The sequence below is a fragment of the Streptomyces sp. NPDC059679 genome, from assembly GCF_042734105.1.
Classification (GTDB): domain Bacteria; phylum Actinomycetota; class Actinomycetes; order Streptomycetales; family Streptomycetaceae; genus Streptomyces.
Genome location: NZ_JBHWES010000014.1, coordinates 26,808 through 48,166, shown reverse-complemented (window position 1 = coordinate 48,166; position 21,359 = coordinate 26,808). Strand labels below are relative to the sequence as shown.

The 21,359-nt window shown below is 71.3% G+C and carries 17 protein-coding genes and 1 pseudogene; 10 read left to right on the top strand and 8 right to left on the bottom strand.

Annotated elements, in window-relative coordinates; all coding sequences use genetic code 11:
* Positions 1-93: 93 nt before the first annotated feature.
* The gene (locus ACFV2X_RS17600) at positions 94-2,133 is read right to left on the bottom strand and encodes a vWA domain-containing protein (protein ID WP_385617117.1); all 2,040 of its coding nucleotides are present in this window, start codon (positions 2,131-2,133) and stop codon (positions 94-96) included.
* A gap of 262 nt (positions 2,134-2,395) precedes the next feature.
* Between ACFV2X_RS17600 and ACFV2X_RS17595 the strand changes: the two genes are divergently transcribed.
* Together ACFV2X_RS17595 and ACFV2X_RS17590 are read left to right on the top strand one after the other, a co-directional pair.
* Positions 2,396-4,471 (top strand): PhoX family protein, encoded by a 2,076-nt coding sequence (locus ACFV2X_RS17595; RefSeq protein ID WP_385617115.1) that lies wholly within the window; start codon positions 2,396-2,398, stop codon positions 4,469-4,471.
* 401 nt (positions 4,472-4,872) lie between these two features.
* Positions 4,873-5,931: a LysR family transcriptional regulator gene (locus ACFV2X_RS17590; RefSeq protein ID WP_014178069.1), complete on the top strand. Its 1,059-nt coding sequence runs from the start codon at positions 4,873-4,875 to the stop codon at positions 5,929-5,931.
* Between the two features lie 11 nt (positions 5,932-5,942).
* On the opposite strand, the gene ACFV2X_RS17585 is transcribed toward ACFV2X_RS17590, so the two are convergent.
* Entirely contained in the window at positions 5,943-7,010 is a 1,068-nt protein-coding gene (locus ACFV2X_RS17585; protein ID WP_385617112.1) for an endonuclease/exonuclease/phosphatase family protein, read from the bottom strand.
* A gap of 154 nt (positions 7,011-7,164) precedes the next feature.
* On the opposite strand from ACFV2X_RS17585, the gene ACFV2X_RS17580 reads away from it, so the two are divergent.
* Positions 7,165-7,830, top strand: coding sequence for a 3,4-dihydroxy-2-butanone-4-phosphate synthase (locus ACFV2X_RS17580; RefSeq protein WP_385617110.1), 666 nt, complete (start codon positions 7,165-7,167; stop codon positions 7,828-7,830).
* A gap of 31 nt (positions 7,831-7,861) precedes the next feature.
* On the opposite strand, the gene ACFV2X_RS17575 is transcribed toward ACFV2X_RS17580, so the two are convergent.
* Positions 7,862-9,400, bottom strand: coding sequence for an ATP-dependent DNA ligase (locus ACFV2X_RS17575; protein WP_385617108.1), 1,539 nt, complete (start codon positions 9,398-9,400; stop codon positions 7,862-7,864).
* Positions 9,401-9,598: 198 nt separating this feature from the next.
* On the opposite strand from ACFV2X_RS17575, the gene ACFV2X_RS17570 reads away from it, so the two are divergent.
* Complete coding sequence (locus ACFV2X_RS17570) at positions 9,599-10,798, top strand: PP2C family protein-serine/threonine phosphatase (RefSeq protein WP_385617106.1); 1,200 nt, start codon at positions 9,599-9,601, stop codon at positions 10,796-10,798.
* Here ACFV2X_RS17570 and ACFV2X_RS17565 read toward each other — a convergent pair.
* Complete coding sequence (locus ACFV2X_RS17565; protein WP_385617104.1) at positions 10,785-11,273, bottom strand: hypothetical protein; 489 nt, start codon at positions 11,271-11,273, stop codon at positions 10,785-10,787. The two genes, ACFV2X_RS17570 and ACFV2X_RS17565, sit on opposite strands and share 14 nt — an antisense overlap.
* Before the next feature lie 164 nt (positions 11,274-11,437).
* On the opposite strand from ACFV2X_RS17565, the gene ACFV2X_RS17560 reads away from it, so the two are divergent.
* The 6 genes from ACFV2X_RS17560 (at position 11,438) to ACFV2X_RS17535 (ending at position 18,906) form a co-directional block, all read left to right on the top strand.
* Positions 11,438-14,212 (top strand): SpoIIE family protein phosphatase, encoded by a 2,775-nt coding sequence (locus ACFV2X_RS17560; RefSeq protein ID WP_385617102.1) that lies wholly within the window; start codon positions 11,438-11,440, stop codon positions 14,210-14,212.
* A gap of 472 nt (positions 14,213-14,684) precedes the next feature.
* Entirely contained in the window at positions 14,685-16,226 is a 1,542-nt protein-coding gene (locus ACFV2X_RS17555) for a sensor histidine kinase (protein WP_385617100.1), read from the top strand.
* Positions 16,227-16,240: 14 nt separating this feature from the next.
* Positions 16,241-16,666, top strand: a complete 426-nt coding sequence (locus ACFV2X_RS17550; RefSeq protein WP_014178078.1) for a roadblock/LC7 domain-containing protein — start codon at positions 16,241-16,243, stop codon at positions 16,664-16,666.
* Entirely contained in the window at positions 16,663-17,022 is a 360-nt protein-coding gene (locus ACFV2X_RS17545; protein ID WP_014178079.1) for a DUF742 domain-containing protein, read from the top strand. Before ACFV2X_RS17550 ends, ACFV2X_RS17545 begins: the two co-directional genes overlap by 4 nt.
* A complete protein-coding gene (locus tag ACFV2X_RS17540) occupies positions 17,003-17,635 on the top strand; it encodes an ATP/GTP-binding protein (protein ID WP_385617097.1) in 633 nt (210 codons plus the stop codon). Before ACFV2X_RS17545 ends, ACFV2X_RS17540 begins: the two co-directional genes overlap by 20 nt.
* Positions 17,632-18,906, top strand: a complete 1,275-nt coding sequence (locus ACFV2X_RS17535; protein WP_385617095.1) for a cytochrome P450 — start codon at positions 17,632-17,634, stop codon at positions 18,904-18,906. Before ACFV2X_RS17540 ends, ACFV2X_RS17535 begins: the two co-directional genes overlap by 4 nt.
* 47 nt (positions 18,907-18,953) lie before the next feature.
* On the opposite strand, the pseudogene ACFV2X_RS17530 reads toward ACFV2X_RS17535, so the two are convergent.
* The 4 genes and pseudogenes from ACFV2X_RS17530 to ACFV2X_RS17515 form a co-directional block, all read right to left on the bottom strand.
* Positions 18,954-19,346, bottom strand: a pseudogene (locus ACFV2X_RS17530) (helix-turn-helix transcriptional regulator); the annotation flags it as partial.
* Between the two features lie 47 nt (positions 19,347-19,393).
* On the bottom strand, positions 19,394-19,804 hold the full coding sequence (locus ACFV2X_RS17525) for a VOC family protein (protein ID WP_385617093.1): 411 nt from the start codon (positions 19,802-19,804) through the stop codon (positions 19,394-19,396).
* Between the two features lie 143 nt (positions 19,805-19,947).
* Positions 19,948-20,691, bottom strand: a complete 744-nt coding sequence (locus tag ACFV2X_RS17520; protein WP_385617091.1) for a DUF305 domain-containing protein — start codon at positions 20,689-20,691, stop codon at positions 19,948-19,950.
* A complete protein-coding gene (locus ACFV2X_RS17515) occupies positions 20,688-21,356 on the bottom strand; it encodes a DUF3105 domain-containing protein (protein WP_385617089.1) in 669 nt (222 codons plus the stop codon). The genes ACFV2X_RS17520 and ACFV2X_RS17515 overlap by 4 nt, the downstream gene beginning before the upstream one ends.
* Positions 21,357-21,359 lie beyond the last annotated feature (3 nt).

Genomic DNA, 21,359 nt, shown 5'->3' with positions numbered 1-21,359 from the left:
GCCACCTGCGCGGCGATTTTCGTGCCGCGCGGGTGGCCCTCACGTAGTCGGTGCGTATCCCGGGGGTCTCCTGATCCTGCCCCGGGGGTCGGCTCAGCTCAGCACGCCGGCCTCACGCGCCTCCCGCAGCCACTCCGGGAACTCCACCATCAGCTGCCCGTACAGCTCCGCGTTCGACAGCGCGCGCGGGTCCTGGCCCGCGTGGAAGAACCCCGCGTTGTCCACCACCCGCTTGTCCGGCACCGCCAGCTCATCCAGCTTGCGCAGGAAGTCGAACCCCTTCGCCGCCGGGTCCCCGAACCCGATGAACTGCCAGAAGATCGGCAGCCGCGCCGCCTCGCACAGCGCCTTCTCGGCGGCGGCCTTGCTGGTGGGCGCGCCATCCGTCTGGAAGATCACGAACGCGGGGTCGGTGGCGCCGGACGCCTGGTAGTGGTCGATGACCGCCTTGATCGCGTGGTGGTAGTTGGTACGGCCCATGTGGCCGAGCGAGGAGTGCAGCTCCTCGATCCGGCCGCTGTAGTTCGCCAGGTCGACGTCCGCGGTGCCGTCGATGTCCGTGGAGAAGAACACGACCGGGACGGTGCCGTCGTCGTCCAGGTTCGCGGAGAGGGCGAGGGCCTGCTCGGCGAGGTGCTGGACGGTGCCGTCCTTGTAGTAGCTCCGCATCGACCCCGACCGGTCGAGCACGAGATAAACGGCGGCCCGCCGCCCCACGAGCCCCTTCTGCGCCAGCGCCTCGGCGGCGCTCTTGTACAGACTGACGAGCCCGGGCGCGCGGGTCTCGACGTCGCTGAGGGGGATGGCGGAATCTCCTTCGTCGGTGGCCTTGGCGTCGGCGTCGGCCGCGGGGGCGGTCTCCTTCGCCTCGGCGGCGGCTGCCTGCTCCGGTTCCGTTTCGGCTGCGGCCGTCGTGTCGGCACCGGCCGGGGTGTCGCTCTCGGCCTTCGGCGCGGGGCTGTCGGCGACCTCGACCGTGACCTCGGTCGTGTCCTTGTCCGCTACGGGCTCGGCGTCGGCCGTCGCGTCCTTGGCCGGTTCGGCGGGCTCGGCCGCGTCTTCCGCTTCCGCCTCGGCCGGGGTGTCGCTCTCGGCCTTCGGCGCGCTTTCGTCGGCGGGAGTGGCCTCCGCGTCGGCCGTGGCCTCGTCGGCTACGGGCTCGGCTGTGGCTGCCTGCTCGCCGTCAGCTGCGGCCGGTGCGGCCTCCGCTTCGGCGGCGGCCGTCGGCTCGGCCGGAGCGTCGGCATCGCTGGTGGCGGGCTCGGCGTCTGCGGCGGGCTCGGTTGCGGCCTCGGCCGGGGCGTCTGCCGCGTCGGCCTCGGTCTTCGGCTCGGCGGTCGGCGCGGGGGCTTCGGCGTCGGTCGTGGCCTTCTCCGCTACGGGCTCGGCCGCTTCCTGGCCGTCCGCCTCGGCAGCGGGCGCGGCGTTCGCTTCGTCGGTGGCGGAGGCGTCGGCGTCGCCAGTGGTGGCCTCGGCGTCGGCGACGGGCTTGGCTGCGTCGGTCGCTGCGGACGTGGTTGCGGCCTCGGCCGGGGTGTCCGTTGCTTCGGCTTCGGCTTCGGCTTCGGCCTTCGGCTCGGCGGCCGGCGCGGGGTCGTCGGCGGCGGGGGCTTCGGCGTCGGCCGTGGCCTCGTCCGCTACGGGCTCGGCCGCGGCTGCCTGCTCGCCGTCAGTCGCGGCGGGCGTGGCGTCCGGAGCGGCGGCGTCGCCGGTGCCGGCCTTGGTGTCGGCGGCGGGCTCCTCCTCGGCCGCCTCGGCCGTGACCGGCTTCGTCTCGGCCGACTTCGCGGGCTGGTCCTTCTGCCCTGCCTCCGGCGCGGGTCGCGCGTCAGGGGCGTCGGAAGATTCCAGGATCTCGTCCAGCGTCTTGAGCGGTTCGGTCAGCGAGGGGTGCTGGGCAGCTGCCTCCTCGTCGTCCGTCGTTCCCTCGCGCGCGGGGGACGCGGCCGCGGGCTTGGCGGCAGGCTCAGAAGCGGGCGCCGGCTCAGCCGCGGCCTCAGACGCAGGCTCAGGCGCGGGGGCGGGCTGCTCCTGGGAGTCCGGGACAACTGCCGCCTCCGGCGCAGCCGAAGCGTCGTCCCGCGGCGTGCGGGAGCGTCCGAAAACTTTGCGCAGTAGGTCCCGTATGGCCATGGGAGATACCTCATCACGTGTCGAGTCCGGGGCATGGCGGTACATGTCCGTGGTGCGGAAAGGCTAGCGGGCCGATCAGCAGTACTCAGCTGCCGATTCCGGTTACCCGCCGTTCACTCCCGATTCAGGCGACGGTCGCCGGTCCGCGGCTCTACGCCCATAGCTTCGCCCCGGATGGGGTCCCGACACCGTGTCGGCGCGGGTTGCGCGCTGGACGGTCCTACGCGAAATCCATGCGTGCAATCCGTACGGAGGGTAAGACGTGCGCAAGCTCCTGCCGCTCATCAACTCGCACCCGGGCGGTCGTTCCGCCCTGACATGCCGGTACCGCTGTGGCGACGCCTGCTTTCACGAGGTGCCGAACACCAGCGACAACGCCTACATCGGTGAGGTCATAGCCGGTGCGCTGTCGCGCCGTTCGGTGCTGCGCGCCGGTGCGGTGGTTTCGGTCGCGGCCGCGGCCGGGGTGACCGCGGTGGGGCGGGCGCCGGAGGCCGCGGCGGCCGAGAGGGCCGCCGCGGCGACCGCCGCCGACAAGGGGGCGGGCAAGGCCGCCCGTGGCCTGCGCTTCTCGCCGGTCGCACCGAACACCACCGACGCCGTCGTGGTCGCCGAGGGCCACGACCAGAACGTGGTGATCCGCTGGGGCGACCCGATTCTGCGCGGGGCGCCCGCGTTCGACCCGGCCAATCAGTCGGCGAAGGCGCAGGCGGGCCAGTTCGGTTACAACAACGACTACATGGCCGTGCTGGACATCCCGCAGGAGCGCGACCGCCAGCTGCTCGTGGTCAACCACGAGTACACCGACGAGGTGCTGATGTTCGCCGGGTACGACGCGGCGAACCCGACCCGTGAGCAGGCCGAGATCGCCTGGGCCGCGCACGGCCTGTCCGTGGTGGCGGCGCAGGAGGACCGCAAGCTGGGCAAGCTGACGGCCGTGTCGCGCCACCGCCTGAACCGCCGGATCACCGCGACCACGCCGTTCGAGGTGACGGGCCCGGCCGCGGGCAGCAAGCTGCTGCGGACCTCGGCCGACCCGACGGGTAAGCGGATCCTGGGCACGCTGAACAACTGCGGTGGCGGCATCACTCCGTGGGGCACGGTCCTGTCGGGCGAGGAGAACTTCAACCAGTACTTCGCCAACGCCGGTGCGGTGACCGACCCGACCACCGCCGCGCGCCTCAAGCGCTACGGTCTGGCGGGCGCGGCCACCGAGCGCAAGTGGGAGCGTTTCGACAAGCGCTTCGACGTGGCGCAGGAGCCGAACGAGACCAACCGCTTCGGCTGGGTCATCGAGATCGACCCGTACGACCCGGAGTCGACGCCGCGCAAGCTCACCGCGCTGGGCCGGTTCAAGCACGAGGCCGCCGAGCCCCGGCTGACCGACGACGGCCGTCCGGTCCTCTACATGGGCGACGACGAGAAGTTCGACTACTTCTACAAGTTCGTCTCGTCCAAGCGGATGATGACGGGCACCAGCCGGGCCGCGCGTGAGCACAACCGCACGCTGCTGGACGAGGGCACGCTGTACGTCGCCAAGTTCACCGGCGACAGCCCGGCGGCCGAGATCGACGGCACCGGGAAGCTGCCGAAGGACGGCGAGTTCGACGGCTCCGGCGAGTGGATTCCGCTGGCGAGCGGCACGACCTCGTATGTCGAGGGGATGACGGCCGAGGAGGTCTACGTCTTCACGCGGCTGGCCGCCGACAAGGTGGGCGCGACGAAGATGGACCGCCCGGAGGACGTGGAGCCCAGCCCGCGTACGGGCAAGGTGTACGTCGCGCTCACCAACAACAGCGACCGCGGCAAGGCGGGCAAGGCCCCGGCCGACGAGGCGAACCCGCGCAACAGCAACAAGCACGGCCAGATCCTGGAGCTGACCGAGCGCTGGAGCGACCCGGCGGCCCGCCGTTTCAGCTGGAAGCTGTTCCTGGTGTGCGGCGACCCGGCGGACCCGAGCACGTACTTCGGCGGTTTCCCGAAGGACCAGGTGTCCCCGATCTCCTGCCCGGACAACGTCACCTTCGACGCGTACGGCAATCTGTGGATCTCCACCGACGGCAACGCGCTGGGCAGCCACGACGGGCTGTTCGGGGTGGCGACGTCCGGCAGCAGGCGCGGTGAGGTCAAGCAGTTCCTGACCGTTCCGACCGGCGCCGAGACCTGTGGGCCGATCGTGCAGGACCGGCGGGTGCTGGTGGCGGTGCAGCACCCGGGTGAGCTCGACGGCGCGAGCGTGGAGAAGCCCGCGTCCACCTGGCCCGACGGGCCGGGCAAGCTGACCCGTCCGTCCGTGATCAGCGTGTGGCGGCGCGACGGCGGGAACATCGGCGTCTGAAAAAATTCTTCGGAATTGAACTGCGGCGGAATTGTCCCTGCGGCCAATTCAGCTGACGCGCAGATCAGTTGTTGTCTGTGTCGGTCAGCTGTTGTTCGGATGGAAAACCCCGTCCGGAAGGGCCTCGCGGGATAATTCCGCCGCTCGCCGTTGTGGTGCCTGCGGTGTTCACAGTGCCCGCGTTGCCTGCGGGTGAACAGCGCTCGTACCGGTAAATCCGCGCTTATCCGAAATGAGCCCCCGGTGACTTGAGCCCCGTGATCAAGCATCCCGGGGCTAAACTCGTGAGTCCATAAATCGGGCAGAGTTGGGAAGCGAGAGGATTCATGGGCACACCCGGGCCGCTCGGACCACCGACGGCCAACGGGCGAAGCAGACTGCTGCAGAGCCCACTCGCCCTCATGGACACCACGATGGACCAACTACGCACCTTGATCGTGGTCCATGAGACCGGTACCGCGCTGGGCGCCGCACGGGTGCTGGGCCGGGAACAGTCGAGCGTGCAGAAGCAGCTGGACACGATGAACCGCAACTTCCGTGACCTGTGCGGCGAACCGCTCGTCCTCAAGCAGGGGCGCGGCAAGGACGTGCTGTTCACCGGCACCGGCGAGGCACTGGTCGAATTGGCGCGCGGCACGCTGGGCGACTGGCTGGAGGGCATCCACGAATCCCGTCGCCGGCTCGGCAAAACCCTGATGGTGGGCACCACACGCTTCACCCTCGGCTATCTCGCGGGGGCCGGTGAGCGGGTGGCCGAGGAGTTCGAGCAGCGGGGCATCGAGCTCAAGGTCGGGCATGTCCGCACCCGGGACGTGCTGGGCAAGCTGCGCGCCAAGGACGTGGACCTGGTCTGCGGCAGTGTGGTGACCAGCCCGCAGGGGAACGGCGTCGACAACGAGCTGGACGCGTTCGATGTGATGGAGTGGCGCCGCAGCGGGGTGTCGCTGCTGACGAATCTGCCGCACTCCCGGTTGCCCGGCCCGACCGTTACGAGCAGCGAGCTGCGCACGCTGCCGCTCGTCGTCTCGGCCAGCGGGCTGATGGCGGGGGTGCTGCACACCTGGTTCGGCGCCGACTACCGCAACAAGCTGCATATCGCGGCCGAGATCGACACCGTCACCTACGGCTTCGAGCTGCTGCGCTCGGGCCTGTTGCGTGGCTGCATGCTGGTCACCAAGGGTGTCGCCGAGGCGGCCGGCGACCCGCGGGTCGCGTACGGGCGCGGGATGCGGGCCGTCGAGCTGGTCAACGACACCGGGCCGCGGCTCGAGGTGCTGCTCGGCGCCTTCACCCGCCGCGGGGAGCGCGCCCACTACGAAGCGAGCCATCCGCTCAATCTGCTGTGGGACGCGCTGGCGCTGGAGAACGAGCAGTGGCGGCGCGAGCAGCGCTGGCCTACGGAGGGCCTGGAGCCCGACCCCTTCGAGCTGGCCAACTCCTACAACCCCAGCGAGAGCTGAACGTCAAGCGTTCAGTACAGCTCGAGGTCGACCAGCAGCGCCCGGTGGTCGGTGTGCGGCAGATCCAGGAAGCGGGCGGCTCGGGGCCGCAGCGCGTCGCTGACCAGGACGTGGTCGATCTGGGCGCCCAGCGCCGGGGTCGTCAGAGTCGGCCAGCTGGGTGTGCGGGACATGCCGACCGCCCGCGCGCTGTCCCGCATTCCGGTGTCGAGGAGGGAGCGGAAGGCGGCGTGGTCCTGGGTGGCGTTGAAGTCCCCTGCGATCAGGGTGGGTTCGTCGCCCCGGTCGGCGGCGTACGCGCGCAGCCGCCCCAACTCGGTACGCCAGACGTCCAGCTGCCCCGGCATCGGCGGCATCGGATGGGCCACCTGTACATGGAGCCGCCGCCCGGCGACCTGTACGACGGCCCGGGGCATCGCCAGCTTGCCGGAGATCCCGGCCTCGGGGGTGAGCGGGTAGGTGCTGAGGATCGCCGAGCCGTGGGCCGCGTCGCCGGGGACCGTGACGATCTTCCGGTACGGGTAGGCCGCGCGCAGGGCGGCCGAGTCGAGCGCCGCGCCGCAGCGGGTGTCGCACTCCTGGACCGAGACCAGGTCGGGCTTCTCCCGCCGTACCGAGTCGACCAGCCCCTTCGTCGCCCCGCCGAACTCCAGGTTGGCGGTCAGCACGCGCAGCTGCGCCACCACCGGGCCGCGCGGCCGGGGCGCGGGGCCGCCGGGGTCGTACGGCTGAGTGAACCAGCCGGTCACCGAGGCCGCGGCCAGCGCCCAGGCACACCCCAGCGGCCAGCGTGCCGCCACCGCGAGCACCAGGCCGAGCAGCGCGGGGACCAGCAGCCAGGGCAGGAAGGCCAGCAGTTGGGGCACGGGCGTGATCCCGTCGCTGTCCGCCGCCCGGCAGCCCAGCACCACGCTGACCACGGTCAGCGGCAGCGCCGCGCACCACGCGGCCACCTGCCGGGCCCGTCCGCGCGGGCGCCGGGCGAAGCGGCGTACGGGCCGCAGTACGGGCCGTATCAAGCGGCGTACGGGGTGTACGGGCTCGGCAGCCCGGTCCTCCCCGACTGTCGTCGTCTGCACGCGTGCCTTTCTGGTTCGGGGGCCCTCATTCTTCCGTGAGCCTCCCATCGAGCGCGGTCACTCTGGGACGAAGGTCACTGATGGTGCCAAGACCCTTACTTTGTGAGCATTGACACGTCGTCAGGTCCGCTGGCATGTGCCAAAATTCCTCCCCATGGCAGTGGTTGAGCAGACGGTCGCGCCCGAGCGCCTTCTGGCGGTCGAACAGGCGATCGACGCGTTCGCCGAGGGCGGCTTCGTCATCGTCTACGACGAGCTGGCCAAGGAGCATCGCGGCGTTCTGCTGCTCGCCGCCGAGCACTCGCACGAGGGCGCGCTGAAGCAGCTGCTGGACCACACCTCCGGCATGGTCTGCGTGGCGATGCCGGACGGGCACGCCGACCGGCTGCGGCTGAAGCCGCTGACGGTGGACGAGGAGCACCCCACGACGCTGCTCAGCGCTGCCTTCACCGTCCCCGTCGACCTGCTGGGGCCCACCACGACCACCGGCCTGTCCGCCGCGGACCGCTCGCGCACCGTCCAGGCGCTGGCCGATCCGCAGACCACCCCCGACCAGCTGGGGCGCCCGGGGCATGTCTTCCCGGTGTGCGCGATGCCGGGCGGGGTGCTGGAGCGGGAGGGCCATGCCGAGGCGGCCGTCGATCTGTCGCGGCTGGCGGGGCTCTCCGGGGTGACCGCGGTCGGCGCGGTCGTCACGGCGGACTGGGAGCTGGCGGGCCACGAGGATCTGAGCCGGCTCGCGGCCAGCAGGCTGCTGCCGCTGATATCGGTGGCCGACTTGGTGGCGTACCGGCTGGCCCGTAAGGCCCTGGGGCGATAGCGGGGCCGAGACCGGCTCCTCCGTACGGTCCTCACGCGCCGCGCAGCGCCAGCACCGTCTCGACCGTGTCCGCCTCCTCCGCCGGCTTGTCCTCGCGGTAGCGCAGCACCCGCGCGAAGCGCAGCGTCACCCCCTCCGGATAGCGGGAGGACCGCTGGAGCGAGTCGAAGGCGACTTCCACGACCAGTTCGGGCCGTACCCGCACCACCCATCCGTCGTCGCTGACGGCCAGCCGCAGCAGCGCCTCCGTCTGCCAGCCGAGCTGCTTGTCGGTGAGGCCCTTGAAGGTCTTGCCGAGCATGGCGTAGGTACCGTTCGGGCGCCGGGCGCCGAGGTGGAGGTTGGACAGCTTGCCGGTGCGGCGGCCGTGGCCCCATTCGGCGGCCAGTACGACCAGGTCGAGCGTGTGCACCGGTTTGACCTTGAGCCAGCACGCACCGCGCCGGCCCGCGCTGTACGGGGCGTCGAGGGACTTGGCCATGACGCCCTCGTGCCCGCGGGCCAGCGCATCGGCGGCGAACTCGCGCGCCGCCCGCCGGGTCGCCTCGTCCCGCGGATCCTCGGCCACCAGCCTGCGGACCCGCCGTGGCGCGGGCGCCACCCGGGCCAGTTCGGCGTGGCGGTCGCGGGCGGTCAGGTCGAGCAGGTCGCGGTCGTCCACGGCCAGCAGATCGAAGAAGACGGGGTACAGCGGCAGCGAGGCGCTGGCCCCGGCCACGTCGAGCCGTGCGCCGACCCGCCCGGAGATCTCCTGGAACGGCCGGGGCCTGCCGTCGGTGCCGAGGGCGATCACCTCGCCGTCGAGGACCGCCCGCTCCACCGCCAGCTCACGGGCAGCCGCGACCACCTCCGGCAGGCGGTCGGTGATCTCGTCGAGGGTGCGGGTGTAGACGCGTACGGTCTCCTTGTCCCGGTGCACCTGCACCCGGATGCCGTCCAGCTTCTCCTCGACCGCGCAGGGGCCGAGCCGGTCCAGGGCCTCGTCCAGGTCCCGTGCGCTGTGGGCGAGCATCGGCAGCACCGGCCGCCCCACCTCGAGACCGAACTCGGACAGCGCCGGCGGCCCGCTCTCCAGCAGTGCCCGGGCGACCGCGCCCAGCGAGCCGCCGAGCATCACCGCGCGGCGCACCTCGGCGGGGGGCGCGCCGACCGCGGCCGAAAGCCCCTCGACGGCGAGCGCGTCCAGCGCGCCCTGGCGCAGCTCCCCGCCGATCAGCCCGAGCAGAAAGGCCTGCTCGTCCTCGGTGGCGGCGGACATCAGCCCGGAGACCAGCCGCTTGCGCTCGGTGGTGGCGCCGGTGCCGGAGACGGCGGCGACCCGGTCAAGGGCCTGGTGGACGTCGAGCACTCCGAGGCGGGGCCCGGCGGCCGGTTCGGGGCGTACCCGCAGCCCGGCCCAGCCCACCCCGATACGGCGTTGCGGCAGCCTGCCCGCGAGGTAGGTGATCACCACGGGCGCCTCGGCGGGCTCGACGCGGCTGAGCAGCCGGGCCAGGGCCGCGATCTTCTCCGAGCGGGCGGAGGTGGCCGCGACCTCGCGGGAGGTACGGGCGACTTCGGCCAGCAGCATGGCTTCAGCCTCGCCCTTTCCGCCCGCCCGCGCACCCCGGCCGCGTGCGGTGGCCGCGATACCGCCATAGATTGGGCTTGAGCGCGCGGTTCACCCCGCGGGCGCGCGGCGTGGCAGGGCACGAGCAGGGAGCGGGCCACGGGACGGCAGATCGACTATGAAGCGCTGTTCGAGGCCACCCCGAGTCCGAATCTGGTGGTGGGTCCCGATCTGGTGATCGTCGCGGTCAATCAGGCGTATCTGAAAGCCACCCGGACCAGGCGCGAGGATCTGCTCGGCCGCCATATCTTCGACGCCTTCCCCGACAACCCGGCGGATCCGAACGCCACCGGGACCCGAAATCTGGACGCCTCCCTGAGACGGGTCCTGGCGACGGGCGAGCGGGACAGCATGGCGCTGCAGAAGTACGACATCCCCGTCCCCAGCGGCGACGGCGAGAGCGAGGGCAGGGGACGGAGGGACGAGGGGCGGTTCGAGGAGCGGTACTGGAGCCCGCTCAACACCCCGGTCCTCGGCCCGGACGGCTCGGTCCAGCTGATCATCCACCGGGTGGAGGACGTGACGGACTTCGTCCTGGGGCGCGCGCAGGCACCGCTCACCCGCACCGCGGAGATCGACGCCGACCTCCACACCCGTGCGCGGGAGCTGCAGGAGCTGAACGAGCGGCTGCGGGAGGCGCACGCCCAGGAGCGGACGACGGCGCTGGCCCTGCAGCAGGCCATGCTGCCCGCGATCGTCCCCGGGCTGCATCTGCGTGTCGCGGTCCGCTACCGGCCCGCCGTCGGCTCGCTCAATGTGTGCGGCGACTGGTACGAGGTGTTCGAACTGGCCGACGGCCGGATCGCGGCGGCGGTGGGCGATGTGGTGGGCCAGGGGCTTGAGGCCGCCTGTGTGATGGGGCAGCTGCGGAGCGCGCTGAGCGCGGCGATCCGGGTCGTGGAAGGGGCCGCCAAGGCGCTGGAGGCGCTCGGTCTGTACGCGCGCTCCATCGAGGGGGCGCTGGCCGCGACCGCCGTGCAGGTGGTCATCGACCGGTCCGCGGGGAGCATCGTCTACAGCTGCGCCGGTCATCCGCCGCCGCTGCTGCTGCGGGCCGACCGAGATGTCGTACTGCTCGACCAGGCCACAGACCCGCCGCTGGGCGTCCGCTCGGAGCATGTGGACCGGCCCGAGGCCACCCTCCCGTACACGCCGGGCGGCACCCTGGTGCTGTACACCGACGGGCTCATCGAGCGGCGCGGCGAGGACATCGACGTCGGGCTCGGCCGGCTCGCCGACAGCCTGTCCCGGCACGGCGGTCTTGAGCCCGAGCAACTGGCCGACGCGCTGCTGGTCGACCTCGGCGTCACGGGCGGGACCGTCGCGGACGATACGGCGCTGGTGGTCATCGGCTTGTGACCGGCGGGCCCTGCCCCTGTTGTCCCTGCTGTGCCTGCGGCTGTCCCTGCGGCCGTTCGGCCATCCCCGCACACAGCGCCCAGATGACGAGGGCGTCCAGGATGAGCAGCGTCACGGCCCCGACCGGGTAGTAGGGCAGCCACAGGAAGTTGGCGATCAGGCTGAGACCCGCCAGCACCACACCGGTCACCCGGGCCCACATGGCGCCGGTGAACAGGGCCGCACCGGCGACCACGGCGAGGGCGCCGACGATCGCGTGGACCCATCCCCATCCCGTGAGGTTGAACGTGAAGGCGTAGTGACGCGTGACCACGAACACCTGGTCGTGGCGGATGGCCGAGATCCCCTGGCTGAGGGCCAGGAGCCCCGCGAAGATCAGCATGACGGCCGCGAAGACGGCCCATCCGGTCACCGCCGCTCTATGGTGCATACCGGGGGCGGCTTGCGGCTGAACTCCACCGACGTGACTGGCCATTGCGGGCTCCTTCGTCCCTGCCGACTCGACCGCCGAACGGCCGATGAAATACGGCAATTGTGGCTAAATACACCCATTTCAGGTTTGCACAAGTCGCCGAGGTCGGCACCTGCGGAGTCACGGGGGGTTCGCCTTCCGGGGGGACGCGGTGTAGATGTAGGTGTATGGCCCGGTTTAAGGGTCGATCGTGGGTACTGGCTGCCCGTACGTTCCCCGGTCGGCGCCCACGGAGTCGGCGGCGTGAGCGCCCGGAGGCGGCGGGGCGGCGCTCTGGTTCTTGGCTGAGTACGCGCAGCGTCGCCGGCCAGGTCTTTCTGCTGCAGCTGGTGATCGTGCTGCTGCTGATCGCCGCGGCGTCCGTCGCCCTCGTCCTCCAGGTCCGGCACGACGCCACCAACGAGGCCCGGCACCGCTCGCTCGCCGTCGCCGAGACGTTCGCCAACGCACCGGGCATGCCGGCCGCGCTGCGCTCCCCCCAGCCGACCGCGGTGCTCCAGCCGCTGGCCGAAGCCGCGCGCAAGGACGCCGGGGTCGACTTCATCGTGGTCCTGAACACGAAGGGAATCCGCTACACCCACCCCGACACCGCACGGATCGGCCACCACTTCCTCGGCAGCTACCGCCCCGCCGTCAAGGGCCACACCGTCACCGAGACGTACACCGGCACGCTCGGCCCCTCCGTACGGGCCGTGGTGCCCGTCACCGACAGCCGGGGCAAGGTCATCGGCCTGGTGGCCTCGGGCATCACGGTCAGCAAGGTCAGCGGCCTGGCCAACCGCCAGATGCCGATCCTCATCGGCGCGGCCGGCGCCTCGCTCGCCCTGGCCACCGGCGGCACGGCGCTGGTCAGCAGACGGCTGCGGCGGCAGACCCACGGCCTGGACCCGGCCGAGATGACCCGGATGTACGAGCACCACGACGCGGTGCTGCACTCCGTACGGGAAGGCGTGCTGATCGTCGACGGCGGCGGTCGGCTGATGCTGGCCAACGACGAGGCGCGCCGCCTGCTCGACCTGCCCGAATACCCGGAGGGCCGGGCCGTCACCGAACTCGGTCTGGAGCCGCAGATGGCCCGGGCGCTGGCGTCCGGGCAGGTCGTCTCCGACGAGGTGCTGGTGGCCGGGGACCGGCTGCTGGCGGTCAACAACCGCCCCACGGACCGGGACGGCGGCCCGCCCGGCAGCGTGGCGACCCTGCGGGACTCCACCGAGCTGCGCGCCCTGTCGGGGCGGGCGGAGGTGGCGCAGAAGCACCTCAAGCTGCTGTACGACGCCAGTGTGGAGATCGGCACCACGCTGGACGTCGGCCGGACCGCCGAGGAGCTGGCCCAGGTCGCGGTGGGGCGGTTCGCCGACTTCGTCACCGTCGACCTGGCGGAGCCCGTGCTGCGCGGCGAGGAGCCGCTGGCGGTGGGCGGTATCGAGATGTGCCGCGCGGCGGTCCGGGGCATCAGCGACGACCACCCCTTCTACCAGGTGGGCACCCGCTTCTCGTTCGTCTCCACCACTCCGCAGGCCCGGGGCTTCGCCAGCGGGCAGGCGGCGGTCGAGCCGGACCTGAGGGAAGCCCACGGCTGGCGGGCCCAGGACCCGGAACAGACCGGCCTGGCCATCGACTACGGCGTCCGGTCGCTGGTGACGGTGCCGCTGCGGGCCCGGGGCGTCATGCTGGGCATGGTCAGCTTCTGGCGCATGGAGAAGAACGCCCCCTTCGAGGAGGACGAGATCGCCCTCGCCGAGGAGCTGGCCTCCCACGCCGCCGTCTGCATCGACAACGCCCGGCGCTATACGCGCGAGCACACCATGGCGGTGACGCTGCAGCACAGCCTGCTGCCCCGCGCCCTGCCCGAGCAGAGCGCGCTGGATGTGGCGTACCGGTATCTGCCCGCGGAGTCGGGGGTGGGCGGCGACTGGTTCGATGTGATTCCGCTGCCGGGGGCCCGGGTGGCGCTGGTGGTGGGCGATGTGGTCGGGCACGGACTGCACGCGGCGGCCACGATGGGGCGGCTGCGCACCGCCGTGCACAACTTCTCCACCCTCGATCTGCCGCCCGACGAACTCCTCTCCCACCTCGACGATCTGGTCGCCCGGATCGATCAAGACGACGGCGCTGCCGCCGTCGCCATCGGCTCGGAAGGTGCCGAGGGCGGCGGCGCGGGGATCACCGGGGCCTCCTGTCTGTACGCGATCTACGACCCGGTGACCCGGCGCTGCGCCATGGCCCGCGCCGGACATCCGCCGCCCGCGGTGGTCGCCCCCGACGGCTCCGTGGAGTTCGTCGACCTGCCGGCCGGGCCGCCGCTGGGCCTGGGCGGCCTGCCCTTCGAGACGGCCGAGCTGGAGCTGGCCGAGGGCAGTCAGCTGGTGCTGTACACCGACGGGCTCATCGAGGACCGCAGACGGGAGATCGACGCCGGGCTCGAGCTGCTGCGCGAGGCCCTCGCCCACCCCGGCCGTACGCCCGACCAGACCTGCGCGGACGTGCTGGACGCCGTGCTGCCCGCGCGCCCCACCGACGACATCGCGCTGATCGTGGCCCGCACCCGGGTGCTGGGATCCGACCGGGTGGCGAGCTGGGACGTCCCCTGCGACCCGGCGGCGGTGGCCGAGGTGCGGGCCGCGGTCATGGGGCAGCTGGCGGAGTGGGGGCTGCCCGCGGCGGCGCCCGACATGGCCTTCACCGCGGAGCTGGTGCTCAGCGAACTGATCACCAATGCGATCCGCTACGCCGCCGGTCCGATCCGGGTGCAACTCATACGCGATCGCAATCTCATCTGCGAGGTGTCCGACACCAGCAGCACCTCGCCGCATCTGCGGTACGCGGCGACGACGGACGAGGGGGGTCGCGGGCTGTTCCTGGTCGCGCAGTTCGCGGAGCGCTGGGGGACCCGCTACACGGCCGACGGCAAGGTCATCTGGGCGGAGCTGGCCCTGCCCTGAGATATGCCCCCTTCCCCGTGCGCCCCTCGCACCGATCGGCCCCAGGGGGCCTCACGGGCTTCGGGACGCTGCGCCGGACTCCGTCCGCCGGCCTGGGGCCTGCCCGTTGGCGGCGTGCTCGTTCGCGTTCGCGATGTTCGGTGGATGACATACCTTGATTCCAGCAACGCTAGGAGATCTAGCGTCGAGAGAGATCGCGCCATGTGGGTGGACGTACGGACCGGAGCGGCTCATTCTGTTTGCTGGTGTTTGACGGGGGTTCAGTGGTCGACACGCAGGGGTCATCCGGCGTTTGTTCCGCAGTGCTGACGGGGTGTCAAGGTCCGATTGGCGAGCGAGCCGGTCAAAAGCCTGTGTGCGGTACTACGATGTGCCGCCCATGGCTCGAAACCGCCCTCAACCCTCGATCGCGCCCCTGAGGACCTGAGAGATGTCAGCACATATATCCAGCCAACCCGTCAAAGGGTTCCCCATGACGCGGCAGGCCCTGGCCGTACCGCTGCTGGCCGCCGTGGTCGTCGGCGGTGTGGGCGCTTGGGTGACGGCCGAAGTGCCCTCCGCCCACCGGGCGTCCGTCGGCCTGTTCTGCGGTGTGGCCGCCGTTCTGCTGTGTGTGGTCGCCGCGTTCGCCTCGGCCCGCGCGCAGGCCGTACGGCAGCTCCAGGCGCGCCTGACGGCCGTGGAGGCCGACGCCGCGCGGCGTACGGCGGCCATGCAGGCCGAAGTCACGCGGCATACGGCGGTGATGGAGGCCGAGGCCGCGAAGCTCGCTGATGAAACGATTCCATCTGCGGTGGGGCAGCTGCGCGAAGGCGAGACGGTGGACACCGTGCTCTCCACGCTGCCCGCGCCCGCCAGCGGGGCGCACGACCGGGTGCTCAAGATGCTGGTGCGGGAAGTCGCCACCGGTGAGCGTATGCGCGCCTCGGCCATGGCGGCCTGCGCCAACGCCGCCGGCCGGGTGCAGGCGCTGGCCACCAGCATGCTCGCCGACCTGCGGGAGATGGAGAACCGGCACGACGAGGCCGTCCTCGGCGATCTGCTGAAGCTCGATCACACCACCGCCCAGGCAGGCCGCATCGCGGACAGCATCGCGGTCCTCACCGGTGCCCGCTCCGGGCGCCGCTGGACCAAGCCGATCGTCATGGAGAGCGTGCTGCGCGGCGCGGTCGGCCGGATCAGCGCCTACCAGCGGGTCCGGATCCACTCGGCCAGCACCGCCGCGGTCGCCGGTTACGCCGCCGAGGGTGTCATGCACGCCCTCGCCGAACTCATGGACAACGCCGCCACGTTCTCGCCTCCCACCGAGGAGGTGCATGTGTACGTCCAGGAGACGCACACCGGCGTCGTGGTGACCGTCGAGGACGGCGGTCTGGTCATGGGCCCGGCCGCCCTCGCCCGCGCCGAGAAGGCCGTCTCCTCCGACCCCCTGGACCTGACCACGCTCTCCGGGACCCGGCTCGGGCTCGCGGTCGTCGGGCAGCTGGCCCGTAAGCACAACCTGACGGTCTCCTTTCGGCCCTCCTCGCGCGGCGGCACCGGCGTCGTCGTCCTGATCCCGCAGCAGCTGATCACCCATGTGAGCCAGGACGCCGCGACCAACCCGGCCCCGGCCACCCGCTCCGGTGCGGCCCGTCCGGCCACCACCCAGGCCGCGAACCGCTCCGCCGCCCCCACCGCCTCCGCCACCGCCGCCCCCACCCGGACGGCCGCCCCCGCCCCGGACCCCGGTCCGGCGGCCGCCCCGCAGCCCACGAGCGCCGAGTCGACCGGCGGACTGCCCAAGCGCCGCCGCGGTGAGACGCTGGCCGCGGCCTCCCGGACCGCCGCCCCCCAGGAGCGCAAGGCACCCTCCGACCGGCCGCGCCCCGACGCCACCCGACTCGGCGCCTTCCGCCAGGCCGCCCGCGGCGGCGCCCCCTGCCCCGGGGCCGAGCCGGCCCCGTGCGCCGACGGCCAGGCGGCCGAAGCCCACGCCACCCCCGAGACGTCTCCCGAGAACGACCAGCCGTGACAGAAGGAACCCCGATGAACACCACAGATCGCAGCTTGGACTGGTTGCTGGAGAACCTGCTGAAGAAGACCCCCGGCGCCCGCCACGCGCTGGTGCTCTCCAGAGACGGTCTCAAGCTGTGCCTCACCTCCGGCCTGTCCCTCGACCAGGCCGACCAACTGGCGGCCATCGCCTCGGGGATCCAGAGCCTGTCGCACGGCGCGTCCATCGAGTTCGGCGACGGCAGCGGCGGCGTCCGGCAGTCGATGACGGAGTTCCACGGCGGCATCCTGTTCATCGTGGAGGCCGGTGAGGGCGCCCACCTCGCGGTCATCGCGGAGGACGAGGCCGACGTCGGCATCATCGGCCACAACATGAACGAGCTGGTCGAGCAGATCGGCGACCATCTGCGCGCCGCGCCCCGGGTGGCCGCGGGTGACGGCGGAGGGGCCACGGCATGATCCGAGGGGCCGTCGACAGCGAGGATCCGGACCGGCTGTACACCGTCACCGGTGGTCGCAGCCGGGTGGACGAGAGCGTGTTCGACATGGTCACGCTCATCGTCAGCGAGAGCGAGCCCAGCCCGGGGATGCAGTCCGAGCACGCCAAGATCCTGCGGATGTGTCACCGTCCGCTGGCGGTCGTGGAGATCTCCTCCTATCTGGGCCTGCCGGTGAGCGTGGTGAAGATCCTGCTCTGCGATCTGCTCGACACCGGAAAGATCACCGCTCGCCACCCCCAGGTGGTCCGCTCCGACAGGCAGCTGCCCGAACCCGAGATGCTGAAGAAGGTGCTCGTTGCACTCCAGAACCTCTGACCGCCCCGAGGGCGCGCAGCTGAGCGAGAGCGCGCGGGACGGCCTCAAGATCGTGATCGTCGGGGGCTTCGGGGTCGGAAAGACCACCATGGTCCGGTCCGTCAGCGAGATCCGCCCGCTGAGCACCGAGGAGACCATGACGCAGGCGGGCGTCGGGATCGACGACGCGTCGCAGGTACAGGACAAGACCACCACGACCGTCGCCTTCGACTTCGGCCGCATCAGCCTGGACGAGCAGATGGTGCTCTATCTGTTCGGCGCCCCCGGCCAGGAGCGGTTCTGGTTCCTGTGGGACCGGCTGTTCATGGGGACCTTGGGCGCGGTCGTCCTGGTGGACACCAACCGGCTCTCCGACTCCTGGTACGCCATCGACCGGCTGGAGCACCACGGCACGCCGTTCATCGTCGCGCGCAACAACTTCGGCGAACCCAAGCACACGCTGGAGGAGGTGCGCGCGGCCCTCGACCTGCCCGCCGACATCCCGATCGTCGACTGCGACGCCCGGGAGCGCGACTCCAGCAAGGCCGTACTGGTCGCCCTCGCGCGCCATCTCTACTCCCTCTCCACCTCCTCTTCCGTACTTTCTTCCGCCGCCCAGGAGAGCACCGCGTGACCACCCCGGACCCCACGCTCCCCCCTGAGGAACCCGACCCCTCCGCCGCGCCGCTTCCGGGCTGGCCGGAGCAGCCGGACGCCGTACGGCTGCAGGCCGAGGACTTCACCAAGAGCCAGGAAGACCTCTACCGCCGGCTCCGCCGCGACCACGGCCCCGTGGTACCCGTGCTGCTCGACGGCCAGATCCCCGTCTGGATGGTGCTCGGCTACCGGGAACTGGTGCGGGTCACCACCGACCCCAACGTCTTCGCCCGCGACTCGCGCCGCTGGCACTCCTGGGACAAGGTCCCGCCGGACTGGGAGCTGATGACCTTCGTCGGCTACCGGCCGACCATGCTGTTCACCGAGGGCGCCGAACACGAGCGGCGGGCCGAGGCGATCATCGACAGCATGGAGATCGTGGACCCGTTCGAGCTGCGCGCGCTGTGCGAGCGCGTCGCGGACGGTCTGATCGACACCTTCGCGGGCCGCGGCCACGCCGATCTCATCGCCGACTACGCCTGTCAGATCCCGCTGCGCGTGCTCAACCGCATGTACGGCATGAACGAGGCCGAATCCACCGAACTGCAGCAGATCACGGTCGACCTGGTCAGCGGGAAGGGCGGACCCGAAGCGCACCAGAACATGGTCGACCGGATGGTGTCGCTGATGGAGCACGCCCGGGCGACCCCGGACCGTAAGAACATCTCCACGGTCCTGGTGAACCACCCGGCGGGCCTCACCGACGAGGAGATCATCAACGACCTGCTGGGCAACGTGTACGCGGCCCACCAGCCCACCACCGACCTGATCGGCAACGCGCTGCGGCTCATGCTCACCGACGAGCGGTTCGCGGTCACCATGTCCGGCGGGCGGCGCAGCGTCGGCCAGGCGATCAACGAGGTGCTGTGGGAGGCCACCCCGGTCCCCAACTGGGTCGGCCGCTGGGCAGCCGAGGACACCATGCTCGCCGGGCGCCACATCAGGAAGGGCGACTGCCTGATGCTGGGCCTCGCCGCCGCCAACGCCGACCCCGACGTACGGCCGGACTTCCGCGCCGGCGCGGCGGGCAACCAGGCCCATATGGCCTTCAGCCACGGCACCCACGGCTGCCCCCCGGTCGCCCGCGAGCTCGCCGAGGCCATCGCCATGGCCGCGATCGAGGTCCTGATCGACCGCCTCCCGGACGTGACGCTGACCGTCGCCCCCGAGGACCTGGAATGGCGCTCCAAGCTGATGATGCGCGGCGTGTCGGCCATACCGGTCCAGTTCACCCCCACCTCCCGCTAGACCGCCCGGGCCCGCGCGGCCCGGGCCCGGTCCGCCTCCGGCAGTCAGGACGGCGCAGAACCCGCGCCGTGCGCCGCCCGGCGCCGGAAGGCCCCTGGCGACATGCCGACCAGCTCGGTGAAGCGGGTGGTGAACGTGGTCAACGACGCGCAGCCGACCGCGAAGCACACCTCGGTGACGCTGAGGTCCCCCCGCCGCAGCAGCGCCGCCGCGCGCTCGATACGACGCGTCATCAGGTACGCGTACGGCGACTCACCATAGGCGACCCGGAACTGCCGGCTGAGGTGTCCGGCGGGCATGGGCACGTCGCGGGCGAGCGCTTCCACGTTCAGCGGCTGCGCGTACTCCCTGTCGATCCGGTCGCGCACGCGGCGCAGCCGCGCGAGATCGGTCAGGCGCTGCGCCTGGACGCGTGCGCGCCCCCATTCAGGCCGACACATGAGAACCCTCCTCTTTTCTCGTCCGGTTTTCCCGTCCGATCAGCCGGTCAGCGAAGCTCCTGGACGCGGACCAGATTGCCGGCGGGGTCGCGGAACGCGCAGTCGCGGATGCCGTACGGCTGCTCGGTCGGCTCCTGTACGACCTCGGTGTCACCGGCCCGCACCTTCTCGAACGTGGCGTCGAGGTCCGGGGTGGCCAGCAGGATCCAGCCGTAGGTGCCCTTGGCCATCATCTCGGCGATGGTGCGGCGCTCGTCCTCGGTGATCCCCGGGTCGGCGGCCGGCGGCGCCAGAAGGATCGACGTATCGGGCTGACCGGCCGGGCCGACCGTGATCCAGCGCATCCTGCCCTGCCCGACGTCGCTGCGGACCTCGAAGCCGAGGACGTCGCGGTAGAAGACGAGCGACGCGTCCGGGTCGTTGTGCGGGAGGGAACTCGTGTGAATGGTGATGTCCATGACGGCAGGTTAGAGGCGGCTCCCTGAGCCGCGCTTCTCGGTTCCTGACCGTCCCGGCCGGCGCCCGGCCCCGTCCCTTGCGGACAAGCACAAGGCGCCTCTCCGGGAGGAGAAGCGCCTTGGGGGATTGCCTGAGCGGCGGGTTACTTCACGGGGTCGGCTCCGCGCTTCTTGAGCATGTCGTTCATCAGCTGGATCTCCGACTGCTGGCTGTCGACCATGCCCTGCGCCAGCAGCTTGACCGTCGGGTCCTTGGCCAGCTTGACCGCTCCCTTGGCCATGTCGATCCCGCCCTTGTGGTGGGCGATCATCAACCGCAGGAACATCACCTCAGCGGCCCGGCCCTTGGCCTTGCGCAACTGGTCCAGCTGGGTGTTGGTGGCCATACCGGGCATGAGGGACCCGTCGTGCGGCTTGTAGGTGCCGTCGTGGTCCATCGAGTCCATCGAGTCGTGGTCCATGGACTCGCCCGACTTGCCTGACTTGTTCGAGGAGAGGTCCTTCATCCATGTCATCGGGGGGTCCTCCGAGGTCGCGGAGAGCCCCCACAGGTCCAGCCAGCCCAGCATCATCCCGCGCTGATTGGCCTGGGTGTTGATGATGTCGTACGCGAGGCGGCGCACATCCTCGTCGTCGGTGTCGTCGCGCACGATGAACGACATCTCCACCGCCTGCTGGTGGTGGACGGACATGTCCCGGGCGAAGCCCGCCTCCGCGGAGGCTTTGGTGGGCTTCGACGGCCCGGTCGAGCCGTCCGAGCGGTCCGCCGTGAGCCACAGGACGCCCACCGTCACCAGCGTCAGCAGTGCGAGCGCGGCTGAGATACCCGCGATCAGCGGCTGGCGCCCCGCGCGGCCGGTGTCCGCCACCTGGCCGGTGTCCGTCATTCCGCCTTACCTCCGGTGCACGCGGCGCCCTTCTCGGGGGTCTGCTTGCCCTGCACATAATCCTCGAAGAACTTCGCCACGCGCGGGTCGTCCGCCGAGTCGACCTTCAGCTGGGTGCCCCACGCGTTGAGGAGTATCGGGGCGTCCTGGTCCTGGTAGGGGCTCATCAGGGAGTACGGGGTGGCCTTCACGCGCTTCTCCAGTGCGGTTATGTCCTTGGCCGCCGCCTTGTCGGTGTAGGTGACCCATACGGAGCCGTGCTCCAGGGAGTGCACCGCGTTCTCGTTGGCTATCGGCTTGTCGTAGACGTCGCCGTTGCAGTTCTGCCAGACCTGGTTGTGGTTGCCGCCGACCGGCGGGGACATCGCGTAGTCGACCTTGCCGTCGACGTGGGTCCGGCCGAGGTTCTTCCAGGTCTTCATGCCCTTGAAGGTGCCGGACTTGACCGTCGTCATCGTCACCGCCTTGGCCTTCTCGTCCTTCTCCTTGGTGGCGTCGATGATGAAGTAGCCGCCGACGACCAGCCCGACGACGATCACCGTGCACGAGACGATCGTGATGATGCGGTAGCGGCGGTCGCGCGCCCGTTCGGCGCGGCGCAACTCCTCGATCTTCTCGCGGCGCGCGGCGGCCGCGTTCTTCGTCTTCGATCCCTTGGAAGCCATGGT

Bases quoted from the DNA above. Each gene is read 5' to 3' on its own strand.
- ACFV2X_RS17600 (WP_385617117.1), bottom strand. From the start codon at position 2,133: ATGGCCATACGGGACCTACTGCGCAAAGTTTTCGGACGCTCCCGCACG.
- ACFV2X_RS17590 (WP_014178069.1), top strand. From the start codon at position 4,873: ATGGACACCACGATGGACCAACTACGCACCTTGATCGTGGTCCATGAG.
- ACFV2X_RS17580 (WP_385617110.1), top strand. From the start codon at position 7,165: ATGGCAGTGGTTGAGCAGACGGTCGCGCCCGAGCGCCTTCTGGCGGTC.
- ACFV2X_RS17575 (WP_385617108.1), bottom strand. From the start codon at position 9,400: ATGCTGCTGGCCGAAGTCGCCCGTACCTCCCGCGAGGTCGCGGCCACC.
- ACFV2X_RS17565 (WP_385617104.1), bottom strand. From the start codon at position 11,273: ATGGCCAGTCACGTCGGTGGAGTTCAGCCGCAAGCCGCCCCCGGTATG.
- ACFV2X_RS17560 (WP_385617102.1), top strand. From the start codon at position 11,438: ATGGCCCGGTTTAAGGGTCGATCGTGGGTACTGGCTGCCCGTACGTTC.
- ACFV2X_RS17555 (WP_385617100.1), top strand. From the start codon at position 14,685: ATGACGCGGCAGGCCCTGGCCGTACCGCTGCTGGCCGCCGTGGTCGTC.
- ACFV2X_RS17550 (WP_014178078.1), top strand. From the start codon at position 16,241: ATGAACACCACAGATCGCAGCTTGGACTGGTTGCTGGAGAACCTGCTG.
- ACFV2X_RS17545 (WP_014178079.1), top strand. From the start codon at position 16,663: ATGATCCGAGGGGCCGTCGACAGCGAGGATCCGGACCGGCTGTACACC.
- ACFV2X_RS17525 (WP_385617093.1), bottom strand. From the start codon at position 19,804: ATGGACATCACCATTCACACGAGTTCCCTCCCGCACAACGACCCGGAC.
- ACFV2X_RS17520 (WP_385617091.1), bottom strand. From the start codon at position 20,691: ATGACGGACACCGGCCAGGTGGCGGACACCGGCCGCGCGGGGCGCCAG.
- ACFV2X_RS17515 (WP_385617089.1), bottom strand. From the start codon at position 21,356: ATGGCTTCCAAGGGATCGAAGACGAAGAACGCGGCCGCCGCGCGCCGC.